The 13342-nt window shown below is 44.0% G+C and carries 6 protein-coding genes; 2 read left to right on the plus strand and 4 right to left on the minus strand.

Translation table 11 applies throughout. The annotated features are described in order from the left end of the window. Positions 1–21 precede the first annotated feature (21 nt). The 4 genes from EHS13_RS34475 to EHS13_RS34490 form a co-directional block, all read right to left on the minus strand. The gene (locus EHS13_RS34475; protein ID WP_155704746.1) at positions 22–5928 is read right to left on the minus strand and encodes an anti-phage protein ProA; all 5907 of its coding nucleotides are present in this window, start codon (positions 5926–5928) and stop codon (positions 22–24) included. A gap of 170 nt (positions 5929–6098) precedes the next feature. Continuing rightward, entirely contained in the window at positions 6099–6992 is an 894-nt protein-coding gene (locus EHS13_RS34480) for a carbohydrate ABC transporter permease (RefSeq protein ID WP_155704747.1), read from the minus strand. Positions 6993–7008: 16 nt separating this feature from the next. Further along, positions 7009–7908, minus strand: a complete 900-nt coding sequence (locus EHS13_RS34485) for an ABC transporter permease (protein ID WP_155704748.1) — start codon at positions 7906–7908, stop codon at positions 7009–7011. 86 nt (positions 7909–7994) lie between these two features. Further along, positions 7995–9740 carry an extracellular solute-binding protein gene (locus tag EHS13_RS34490; RefSeq protein ID WP_155704749.1) on the minus strand — a complete coding sequence of 582 codons (1746 nt, stop codon included), beginning with the start codon at positions 9738–9740 and terminating at the stop codon, positions 7995–7997. Between the two features lie 215 nt (positions 9741–9955). On the opposite strand from EHS13_RS34490, the gene EHS13_RS34495 reads away from it, so the two are divergent. After that, positions 9956–11677 (plus strand): sensor histidine kinase, encoded by a 1722-nt coding sequence (locus tag EHS13_RS34495; RefSeq protein ID WP_155704750.1) that lies wholly within the window; start codon positions 9956–9958, stop codon positions 11675–11677. A 30-nt stretch (positions 11678–11707) separates the two neighbouring features. After that, on the plus strand, positions 11708–13336 hold the full coding sequence (locus EHS13_RS34500) for a response regulator (protein WP_155704751.1): 1629 nt from the start codon (positions 11708–11710) through the stop codon (positions 13334–13336). The last annotated feature ends 6 nt before the right edge of the window (positions 13337–13342 follow it).

Here is a 13342-nt window from a genome sequence, read left to right on the forward strand (position 1 = left end):
TTCTCCTCCTTATCATTAGCATTACCCCTTTAGAATAACTCTCTCTAAATCGTCTATTCTTACAGTTCCACGCTTGACTGCTTCATCGATTCCGTTTCTGATGATTTTCTCTAAAGCGGCACTGCTTCTCGGGTAACCAAGCACCTTAGCAACTTCCTTAATCAAATCAAGCTTCGGCAAGCTTATCTGAACAGACAAAACATACTTCACAGCACTAGCCGTTTCTTCCACAGGCAAATCTTCAGCACTTCTGCGTTCATTCTCCTGTTTAGCGACACGAAAGCGGTCATACAAAGCCGGCGTTGAGGCTAATGGCCAATAAAAATCCATATCTTCCACTTTGGTTTGAACGGTTGGTATTTTCTTAAGCAGCTCCGTAAAATACTTCTCGTTTTTGACCCCTGCTCTAGTAATACCCCAAGCGACTAAAACTCGTTTACATAAAAGCTGACGGCTAATGGGTCCCTCGAATTCAATCACTTTAGTCAGCTGCTCACAAATTTGGCGAATATGACTTGGTGCATAGAAATCATCAGGATCAAGCCCAACAAAATCTAATACACATGTTTTATATTCAGGAAATGCTGGATCCGCTTTGACTTCAATGGCTTTTTCAGCTGGCTTATTTACTCCTATGCTCGAATTCTGCACTGGCTCATGTTCGACAGCTGCTATTGATTTAACTGCAAGCGGCTTTTTCGCAGCAGCTTCCATAGCTAACTCGATTGCTTGTACAATCTTCTGGATTTCTCTACCCGAGTTCTCCAGCCAATCCAATGACCAGACTCTGTGTAAGCTCCACCCCAGCTGCTTCAAAACCTGAGTACGCAGAATATCACGATCCCGAGCTGTGCGTGATTTCTTATAGGTATCACCGTCACAGGTTATCCCAAGCAGGTATTTACCTGGTTGTTTAGCATTCACTATGGCCAAATCAACTCGATAACCGGAGCTTCCAATATGCAGATGAACCTTGTAACCCAAGAGCTTTAGCTCGGCTGCAATTTGTTGTTCTATTCCCTTGGCAGGAAGCGCAGTGATATCTTTGTTTTGGAGGGCAAGGGCTAATCTGCCTTTAGCAGCATAGTCCAGAAAAGCTTTAAGCCCCGCCACCCCTTGGGAGCTGGTGCGGCTAACATCCAAATCCTGTGCCTGCAGTGTGGAGAAGACGATCATTTCATGTCGAGCACGTGAAACGGCTACATTCAAACGACGCCAGCCTCCCTCACGATTCAGAGGACCAAAATTCAAGCTTACCTTCCCATTCGAATCTGGTCCATACCCGATTGAAAATAGAATTACATCACGCTCATCCCCCTGTACATTCTCCAGATTTTTTACAAAAATCGGTTCGGCAGACTCCGTGGATACCAGCTCTAAATCAGGATTTAACCGAAACGCCTCATCCAGCATATCTTCGATTAAATTCTGCTGTACCGAGCTAAATGTCACGACTCCTATGCTGATCTTTGAAAGCTCATTATCCCGCAAACGACGAAGGATTTCGTTTACAACCCCCTCCGCCTCTGCTCGATTATGCTTGGTTTTCCCACGATCATAAACCCCGTCTACAAGACGTAAGGTCACACAAGAAATCAGCTCATCCGGCGAAGGAAAGGTTAGTAGCTTATTCTCATAATAATGGGTATTGCTGAACGCAATCAAGCTCTCATGTCGGCTGCGATAATGCCACAGTAAGTGCTCCTGCGGCAAACCAAGCACCATACAATCATCGAGAATACTCTCTAAGTCTTCTGTAGCTACACCTTCCTCATTCTCCTCCAGATTTGCCGTTGCTGTAAAAAAGCTTGTCGGCGGCAGCTGGTTCGGATCTCCTACAACAATCACATTCCGTCCGCGAGCCATAGCGCCTACGGCTTCACTTGTCGGCATTTGCGAGGCTTCATCGAATACGACAAGGTCAAACAGCGTATTATTCGGATCCAAATATTGCGCAACCGAAATCGGGCTCATCAGCATACAAGGACATAAGCGATTCAATAGATTAGGAATTTGTTCAAAAAGCTTACGGATCGAGACACCCCGACCATTACTACGAATCGCACGCAAGAGTATGCCTGACTCGGAGCTTTGTGCCGCATTTTGGATGATTTGTGGTACTCGGGCAGCCAATCTCGCGTAAATTTCACGTTGAGTCAAAGCCTCAAAGCGCTCATTAGCATCCGTGAATTTCTTGATTGTCTCCTCAAACAGCTTGCTTGAAAAAGCATTTAAACGTTCATCCTGAGCGATTATAAGCTCAGAGCAAGCTTTATAGATCGCTCGTTCAAAAGCTGCTGCAAGTTCACTGCTTCGCAGCTTGCCCAGCTCATACGGCTGAATAACGGCTGATAGCCCTGCCTCTTCGGCCTTAGCACGCACCCGTCTCCAAGTACACCAATCACGAAGCACCTCCAAATGCTGCTCCCAGCCGCTTAGCTTCTTGTTCATGTAAGGGAACCAAGACGTTAACCCGCTTTTTTCTCGGATGAGCTTCAAATCTAGATCAAGCAATTGTGCTAGCACCGCTTCATCCGCATCTACTTGCTTTTTCAAGCCAATAAACCGCTGGAGAGCTGGAGTGTTTCTCTCTAGAAATGCTTCCCGTCCGATTGCCAGCACATCTAAAAACTGGTTCTGCAGCTGGCGCATTTCAATGCCATCCTTACAGAAAGCTGTAATCAGCTTATGGAGCTCTATAAACCAATCACTAGCTGCCGAAACCTGAGACCAATTAGCATCCCCGCTATTCCACATAACACCTAGTATTGGTGCAGCAAACGCCTCCGTTTCTCTAACTGCCTTTTCTTCTTCCTGCAGCTGAATAATCGTTTTTAGCTCGTCTTCCATTTCCGTTTTGCTAATTGTCTTTCCGGGTTGCATAACTTGTTGCATACTTTTACGAATCCGATTCCGCCCCAAAAACTTCGGCAAGAACCATTGCTGATTCACTTTTTGCAATTCGGTTAGAGCTCCAACAGCTCCAAAAGTCAGCACCTCTGATCTAAATTGCGCGTAAACCTTCGCTCTTAATCCATCTCGTAATAAGCCGTGCTGCATGATAAGTTTAAGTCTTGTAACAGTGCCCTCTGCATCCTCCACACGCAGCATAGATGTAGGGAATACAGGCATAGCAGCGAATAACTCACTTATTTCACTAATCAGAGGGAGCTCATTAACTTGATTTCCAGCTCTGCCAAGCTTAAGAATTTCAACGACTTCAGCCAAAGCAGCCTCGTATTCCACAAGCTTCTGTTTATACGTCGCTATCCCTTCACTGACCTGCAATTTCAGCGTTTGGGAATAACTCGTACAAGCCGCATCCTCCCAAGCATTCCTGTAGGGCTCGCCGCATGCCTCGCCTGCAGCACGAATTTCCTCAACGGTATCTATCCACTCTGTCCGTTTAGCTGCACTCAAAGCTCCCACCTGTGAACGAGTGAATGTAATCGCCTCTGACGCTGATCTCACTCGACCATAATGGGTCAACACCTCATACAAGGACATCCCCAAGCTCGTCTTTTTATGCAGCGCTTCCACATAAGCGTTAAGCTCTTGGCGCATTCGCGCAAGGCGATTAGCCTCGCTTTCCCAATCCTCAGCCTGCTGGTCCTGATTAACCTCCATAGCTAAACGCAGCTGCTCCAAAACCGCCTTTTTCGTGCTTTTATTGGAATGAAGCTCCATACAAAATGGGCCTAATCCGATATTCGCCAGCCTCCTTTGAACAACCGTGAGTGCAGCCATTTTTTCTGCTACAAAAAGCACGGTTTTGCCATTTGCCAGCGCATTCGCAATCATGTTTGTGATGGTTTGTGACTTCCCTGTTCCTGGCGGACCATGCAAGACAAAGCTTTTGCCCTCTGCCGCTGAACTGATAGCAGCTAGCTGTGAGGAATCTGCACTAATCGGCAATGCTAGCTGCTTCGGGTGATATTTCTCATCCAATCTTTCGCTGCTCGCAATTAGTATCTCGGGTGTATATTGCAGCTTCCCTGCCATCAGACTGGCTACAATCTTATTCTTCGCCAAATCCTCTGAACGTGTACGAATATCATTCCACATCACAAATCGGCTGAAAGAAAATAACCCCAGATAGCCAGACTCTACAATATCCCAACGCGGCATGTGCATAACAGCATGTCGAATGACGGTAAAAACACGCTTGAGATCCATCCCTTTTTCTTCCTTGGGCAACGGATCTAATCCGCCAATGTCTAGCTGGAAGTCTTGTTTAAGCATCTCAAGCAACGTGATATTCATCTGCGGCTCTTCATCTCGCTGCCGCACAATAAAGCCCAAACGTGATGATTTTTTGATAATTTCAATGGGAATCATCACAAGCGGTGCATACCTCGGCTTTTGGCTGGCTCCTGTTTCATACCATTTCAATAATCCCAAGGCGAGATACAGCGTATTCGCTCCATTCTCCTCGATCGATAAACGCGCAGAACGGTATAAATTTACTAACCGATTGTTTAAATCGAGCTCAGTCAGCTCGGCACGCAGCCGTTTCTGAGTAAATTCCTGCGTCAGTAAGGTAACCACCGGATTATCATTGCTTATGCTCTGAAAAAGCTCCAAGTTACGCGGCGAATCTCCCCAATCCTGGGGTTTAGCGAGAATTTGGAATTCTTGACTATCTGCTAAAGCATCCTCAAGCTCACTTAGCTGAGTGCTCATTAAGGGAATACTCGACTGGGTCATCCGGAAATTAAGTAAAGTATTGCGCAAGCTAAGATCTAGAAGTCTGCGCTCCCATTGCTTTTGCTTAGTAATTGGAATGGACTCCACGTCTATCGGGCGGGCATAAACCTCTTTTTCTCCGGGAGCTTCGGTGTAATCCGTCTTCTTCAAGTCAGCTTCGGTAATCTCCCAGCCGCTTGGCGTCAAAATGCGCATGGGGAGTGGGCGAATGCTGCTAGTTCGGGCTCTACGGATATCTACGAAACAATCAAATTTAGTTTCATCGGCTAAATGAGCCTGCGCTGCGCGTTCTGCTTGCTCGAAGCTTGCCATCTGAACACCAGCCAACAACGCCGTTGCTTCGATTAAACAAATTTCTCTTACCCCCGATGCAATCCGTTTGGTCAATAAGGAAGCGTCGTCCTGTACACTCTCCGAGAAGGTTTCTTGGATCAACCAAGCCCCAACGAAAGCATGTCCTTTAGTAAAAACAATCAATGGATGTAACCCAATCGCTTCTAAGCAAGCTGCATAGAGCAGCGTTATATCCAAGCAATTCGCAAAGCGATAAGCGAAGATAGCTTCTGGCAAGCGGACTCGCTGACCAATCTCTTCATAGCTGGGTGAACCCACACTATATACGAGACTATGAGCTTGGAGAGCCGCATAAACCGCTGCTACCTGCAATTGAACACGATTGGGATCCATGCTCTGATAAGCATCAAAAGCCGGATTCCCGCTCCATTTTAATAATATTTGAGAAGCTTCCTGCACGATCCTCACAACTTCCGGATGATTCGGTGTTACAAATGCTGCAATCATTTCCGGTAATACCGCCAATCCAATCCATTCATCAAAAGCCAGCACATTAATTGGTGCAGACTCTTCATATATTAATGTCTCATTGTGCATTACGGTAAGCTGCAAATGTCCAGCAATTCGCTCCGTTAGTCCTGCTAGATATGTTCCTAGGAGCTGCACATTAATTGCACCTAAATCAACCGACTGTCCTGCTGGTATTACCTCCAGCGTTTTGGTCCATTTTTTTGCGAAATCCGGCTCGGCTAAGAGGGAAACCGTCACATTCACCAAATCTTCCGCGGAATGGTTAGTGAGGGTGATTCTCCGGACTAGGGGTACATAATTTTGCTGCATCGCATAATTCGCAGTACTATAGTAGATCCATTCGCATGTGATCATCTTTTGCATTTCCAAACCAATCGCCGCCTCATTCCATGTCATCTTAGAATTATATCATTTTATGCTAAGATTTTCTTCCAAAACACGCGTAATTTCTCCGTTAATTGCCATTATATTCACGAACTGCAAAAAGCAGTTAAAGACTATCGAGAGATTCGATAGCCTTTACTGCTTGGCGAAATTATTAAAATTAGATTATTGCTGTTAGAGTCTTACTCCTTAACACTGCCCAGTACGATTCCAGCCATGAAATATTTCTGTAAAAAAGGATAAATCAGCAGAATTGGCACCGCGGCCATAAAAATTTGTGCAGCTTTTACAGTTCGATCGGATATCTGGCTCAGCAATTTGGCCTGAGCTGGATCAATGTTGGCAAAGGTCGAGGTGTCGAGCTTCACAACCACCGTTTGCAAATAGCTTTGCAGCGGATAATGGGTCGGCGAGTTCATCAGGATTAGCCCGTCAAACCATGAATTCCAATGCCCGACGATCGAGAACAAAGTAACCGTCGCTAATGCAGGCGTCGACAGCGGTATATAAATACGCCAAAGTGTCGTCCAATGATTGGCTCCATCTACAAACGCAGCCTCTTCCAGTGCTTTAGGCAACCCTCTGAAGAAATTCAGCAGCAGAATGCAATTAAATACTTGTACCGCACTCGGCAGGACCAGTGCCCAGATCGAATCCAGAATCCCAGTCATCTTTATCGTCATATACCAAGGTATTAATCCGCCATTGAAGAGAATTGTAATGACGAAGAGCCACGCATAAAGCGTTCTGCCCGGAAAGCTCCGTTCCTCTTTGGATAGCGGGTAAGCAACCAACACCGTCATAAGCATGCTGATTATAGACCCGATCACAACTCGTTGAAGTGAAATAAATGCCGCTGTAAAAAACTCATGGCGCAAGAACACAAACTTATAGGAATTCAGGTTGAAGCCTATTGGCCAAAGCTTGACCAGCCCTGCCGCAGCTGCTGACTTGTCGCTTAAGGAAATTGCCAGCACGTTTACGAAAGGCAGGATTGCCATTAAAGCGAAGAGGAATAGAAATATATGGTTGAATATGGTGAATAATGTTCTGGAAAAGGATGCTTGACCCACCATCTTCAGATCACCCTCTCTAAAATATTCGATAGTTAGCAAGCCGATAAGCGAGAATATAAGATATGGAGATAAAGCAGCAGGACACAACCGATTTAAACAAACCAACAGCTGTCGCAACTCCATATTGCGTATCAATCAACCCGATGCGATAAACGAACGTATCGAGAATATCACCCGTGCTATAAACCTGGGGACTGTACAAATTAAAAATCTGGTCAAAACCCGCGTTGAGCACATTCCCCATGCTTAAGGTCGCCATCAGAATAATCACTGGCAGCATCGAAGGCAGCGTAACATTAAGCGTCTGCTTCCAGCGGTTTGCCCCATCAATCACAGCCGCTTCATATAGGGAAGGGTTGGCATTCGTGACGGCAGCCAGAAAAACAATCGTATTAAAGCCAACCTCTTTCCATAAATCCGTAGCCACTATGGTAAAACGAAACCAATGCGGATCTCCGAGGAAAAAAATCGGCTTGAATCCGAAGAATTGGATGATTTCGTTGACTATGCCTTGTGAAGGGGAAAGAATATCAATCAGAATGCCGCCTAATAATACCCATGATAAGAAATAAGGAAAATATATGGCCGTTTGGATCGTTCTTTTGAAAAACTTAAGCCTCACCTCATTTAACAATAAAGCTAAGATAATCGGTATGATCAAATTCAGAAGTATTTTAAAAAAGGCAATGACCACGGTATTTGTTAGTACGTGCTTCGTATCAGGCAAATCCCAAACATACTTGAAATTCTCCCAGCCAACTAACGGAGATCCGAATATGCCCTTGGAAGGCATGAACCGCTCAAAAGCAATCAACAAACCCACAATCGGGCCATAGCTATAAATAATTAGCAGCACTAAAGCCGGTAAAAGCATCAGATGAAGCGGCATGACACGCCGCCATTTTTTTGAAAGCATTATGCCTATTCCTCCTTCAAGCCAATCGTGTGGTAAAAACGGGAAATGTAAAAGCTTTATCTTCTACATCCCCCTGTTTCTAAACCTTATTTTTGTGCAGTGTACCAATCGTTGACCTCTTGAGTAATGGCATCGCCGCCAAGCTTCTTCCAATCCTCAACAAACTTGTCAAACGCCTCTACAGGTGAAGCGCCCATTAATATTTTTGTAAATGACTCCAATTGCAGCTTGTCTAGTGTCGATTGCTTTTGGACCATTGTGTCTGTTTTGGCCCCGTAAAATTGATCCGTAACCCCAAGCTTGTTGGTCAAATAATAATCGACTACTGAAAACCCTGAGTTTTTCGGTCCAATCCAGGTTGCTGTTGCATATTGAGTGGCATCATGGTCATTCGTAAATTTCAAATAGTTCGTATAGTTGTCTTTCACCTGAAGATTCTTCATCACGCTCTGATCGTTATTCTCCACAGCTGCCTTGACTCCACGGAAAATATTGATATTCTGCGCCGGATCCTGTGCTAATACAGCGGCAAATCTCCAACGTATATAGTTTTCCGGGTTAGGCACTGGCTGATGGAAGTTCAAATCAACGCCACCTGTCTCAAAACCGTATTCCTTATCTGCAAAATAATTAGCCAGCTTAACAATCGCTTCCGGATGCTTCGAGCCTTTTTTGAACACTACATAGCCTTGATCCACTGAAGTTGGCGTTACACCAAGACCAATGGAGGGAATACTTGTTTTGTCGTCAGCGGACACAATCGGATAAGGAATCCAGACAGCCTTTGGATCCTGTTTAAAGACATCTGGCAGCGGGTAGAATGCATTCCAGTGCATGCCATAGAACATGCCGATTTTACCAGATACAACGGATTCGTTGACTTTTCCGTTATCTTTAACGCCAAATTCAGGATCAAATTGACCTGCTTTAAACATTTCCTGCAGCTTGGTAAGCGCCGTTTTCATTTCCGGTTGAATCCCGCCGTAGACGAGCTTGCCATCCGCACCCTTCAACCATAGGTTTCTATAGGCATGATAGCCTTCCAGAAAGCCAGTTAAATCATAGAGACCACCGGTATATATATCTTTATTAAGCCCTAGACCGAAGCTGTCCTTCTTGTTATTACCGTCCGGATCCTTATTAGTAAAGGCATCTGAAATGGCTAAGATATCATTCATCGTTTTTGGTTCTGGCAGCTGAAGCTTATCCAGCCAATCCTTACGGACCCAGACCATCGCTGCAGTATCAATGCTCGCCGCTACAACGGGAAGTGCCAAAACCTTGCCGCCAAATGTACTGGTCTTAACCGCTAAGCCATCATTCATCGATAAAAAGCTTTTCAACAAAGGAGAGGCATATTGATCAATCGCAGCTGTTAAATCCTCAGCCATATCGTTATCCACCAATTGCTTTAATTGCTTGGAATTAACTGGAATGATATCTGGCAGGTCATTGGAAGCAATGGCGATATTCATTTTCTGCTCGCCCGGACCACCTGGCTCATTACCGACTACTGACCAATTAATTTTCATCGTGATTCCTAAGTCTTTCAGATAGCCATCTGTCCAAATGTTCTTCTCTGGAGTTTCGCCAGGTGCAAATTTATCTGTGGAACCAAATATTTTCACTGTAGAAAGCGTTATCGGCGGATCATATTTACCTAGTGGATTCAAGTCTGCTGCTGGGCTGGCTGCCACTGTTGAGCTTGGAGCTTCAGTTGCTGGCGCTGCTGACGAATTTGTAGCTGCTTCTTTCTTCGTGCATGCAGTAACCACTACCATAGATAGAATGAGTGCTAAAGCTGCGAATCTTTTCCCATTTAAACTTTTCATTCTGATACCTCCCGATTTTCTGTGCTTCTGACGATATTCTTCATGATCATGAAACCTCGATGGCTTTATTATAAGAGCTATGTTCTCTAACAGATATAGAACTCTTTTTACATCCTTCTGCTTTTCATAGCTTTTTCTTTACATACATTTTTTTGGGAAAGGACATCATGAGCACCCTGTCGAATCAAGAGCTAAGAGTTTGAGGGAGGACACCTATGAAATATATTTTTAATAGAATCACCATTTACCCTAAGCTTGTTCTCACCTTCCTGCTGGTGTTGATCCCGCTTTTTCTATTGAGCCTGATCATGAATGAATATGGCGCGAACAATGTGAAAAGCGAAATTACAAACTCGATGCAATCCAAGGTTCATTTTTATAATAGCGCTTTAGAGAGTGATTTTACCCGCATTATTCAATTGATGAAAGAATTCGCCAGCTATGACGACTTGGATCTACTAAGCAATCGCAGTGAAATCCTCGGTTATTATGAACAGCTTGAATCCATCCGCAAGCTGCAGAAGGAATTGACTGTGATCAAGAATGCCAGTAATTATGTCAAAAGCGCTAAAGTGCTGATCCCTTCCATTGACCGCTCCATTTCCGACAGCAGCATTGAAGCGATTCCTAAGGATGAGTTTGACGCCTTGAATGTGGTCACTAATATTTATGAATCCCCTTTTATTTATTGGGATGGCCGTTTGTTTATCAGTCTGCCTTATCCGATTCAACTGAATAATCTGGCCCCGCAGTTTGTCGTTGATATTGAAATTTCACAGGACCTGCTCCGAAATGCGCTGCTGCAGTTTACAGATCAAACCATCGGCAGCACCATGCTGGTTAATCTTCAGAAGGACTGGAGGATCACAGCAAGCAGCAAAGAAGAGGCCTTGGATGAAATTACTTACACCAAAGAAATAAATGGCATCCCCCATGGTTTAAAATCGATTCGTTTCGAAAACCAAACCTATCTGGTTGCTTTTGAAAAATCAAAAATACTGGGCACAACTCTTGTTATGTATGAGCTCGAGCAGAATGTGCTGGGTCCGCTGTATCAATTCAAGGTGTGGTTCTGGATGATTTCCGCTTTATCCTTTGTTGTGATCATTCTGGTTTCTTATTTTGTCTACAGGCTGATCCACCGTCCGCTTAAGCATCTGGTTCGCGCCTTTCGCAAGGTGGAGAACGGCAATCTGGACTTAACCCTAGATTATCGCGGCAAGGATGAATTTCAATATCTGTACACTCAATTTAATGCAATGGTGAGCAACCTGCAGCAGATGATCTATGAGGTTTACGAGCAGAAATATCGCGTCCAGCATGCAGAGCTAAAGCAGCTGCAGTCGCAAATCAATCCCCATTTTCTCTACAACAGCTTGTTTATTCTCTATCGCCTAGCCAAGAAAAATCGCGACGAGAACCAAATTAAATTCACCAAGTATTTATCGGATTACTTCCAGTTCATGACGTATAATTCAAGCGATGAAGTTCTCTTGGGAGAAGAAGTCCAGCATGCCAAGAACTATGTGGAGATTCAAATGATGCGGTTTGCCGATCAGATTGAAGTTAGCTTTGAAGAGCTTCCTGCATTTTACGCCCAACTCAAGGTGCCACGCCTGATTCTACAGCCGATCGTAGAAAACGCATATAAACATGGGCTCGAGCACCGCAGAAGCGGCGGCAAGCTTCATGTTGGTTTTCTTGTACAAGACGATAGCTTGCTGATGATGGTAGAGGACACTGGGAAGGCTGTTGATGAAGCCATACTTAAAAGCTTGCAAAGGAAACTCGAAAATATGGATGTTACCATGGAAACAACAGGATTGATTAATGTGCATCGCAGGCTTAGCTTTCGCTTTGGAGCCGGCTTTGGACTATCCGTCTCCAAAGGTTCATTAGACGGCTTTAAAGTTACAATTAAGCTGCCGCATCCATAATCTTATTCAAACGAAAGGAATTGACCGAACATGTACAGATTGTTAATTATTGATAATGAGCCGATCATTGTGGATGGATTGTACGACTTATTTAACGAGGTTGAGCATGTCGAGCTCGAGGTTTATAAAGCCTATTCAGCAGCTGAAGCTTTGGAACAATTGGCTATGTTCAACATAAATATCGTATTCGCCGATATTCATATGCCCGAAATGAATGGGTTGGAGCTGCAGCAGCATATCAAAGAACGTTGGCCGCGTTGCAAACTGATTTTTCTAACTGGATTTAATGAATTCTCCTATGTACAAACAGCCATGCGAAATGGTGGATTGGACTATGTCTTAAAAACCGAAGGCGATGAACGCATACTGGATGCTTTCGATAAGGCCATTGCCAGCTTAGAGGAGATTACAGAAAAAGATCGCTTTATCGAAGAAGCTAAACAAGAAATGTATCTAGCCAAGCCCATGCTGCAAAAAGAATATCTTGTCAGTCTGCTTAATGGGGACCGCTCTTATAGCGAAAATATTAAACGGAAATTCAATGAGTTGGATATCCCGCTGCAAACAGATTTACCTGTCCAGCTAATCGTAGGTCGGATGGATGAGTGGCCTGAGGATTACACGACTTCTGATCGGGTATTGCTTATGTATGCCATTCATAATATTGCTAAGGAATACTTAGCTTTCTCTCATGTCATTCCTATTTCATATGATCAGAGCAAATTTGTCTGGCTATTGCAGGTCAAAGCAACTGTTATTCTGGAAGATAAGGTTGCAGATAATCGCATTCATGAAGTATTGGATTCGATCCAATCCACTTGCAGGAACTTACTGAAAATAACCATTTCGCTAGTTACCCATGCTGAGCCTTGCCATTGGCGAGACATTTCTACGGTATTCGCTAGCTTAAATCGACTTTTAGGTCGCGGCCTAGGTCTTGAGAAAGAAAGTCTCTTAACAGATGCGGCAGCCGCGATGTCGATTTTCAATAAAAGCCCCTTCGAAGATGGTCTTATGATTCAAAATTATCGTAATCACATGCCCTTATTAGAATCTCATTTAGAGGGTGGAGCTATTCTGGAGTTTTCTACTTTATGCCGTTCCATGCTGCAATCTTCTTCGCGTAATCATTATGTTTATACCGAAATCTATTATAGTATTGCAACGATGATCTTATCTTATTTGAATCGAATGGATGTTACTTGGAGCTTATTAGAACATAGTGATTTGGACGGCCTCATGCGGATTGAAGAACATAAAACCTGGGAAATCGCTTCGCATTATTTTGAGGGAATAGCGCAACTCCTGCTTGAGAGAAGGCAGAATGAGAAAGAATTGAATTCCCAAGCGCTCTTGGTCCGCATCCAGCAATATATTAATAGTCATTTAGAGGATGATCTTTCTTTAACCCAGCTTTCTGAGGTGGTCTATCTGAATCCTTCGTATCTTTCTAGATTGTACAAACAAATGACTAACCATGGGTTAACCGAATATATTGCCGAAAAAAGAATAGACAGAGCAAAAGCGCTGCTTAAACAAACTCCCTATAAAATCCATGAAGTTGCTAAGCAAGTTGGTCTAGAGGTGGGTTATTTTATTAAATTGTTCAAAAAACATCTCAATATGACACCACAGGAATACAGGGAAACGAATCGATAATAGCTG

It is taken from the genome of Paenibacillus psychroresistens (assembly GCF_009728935.1).
GTDB lineage: Bacteria > Bacillota > Bacilli > Paenibacillales > NBRC-103111 > Paenibacillus_AC > Paenibacillus_AC psychroresistens.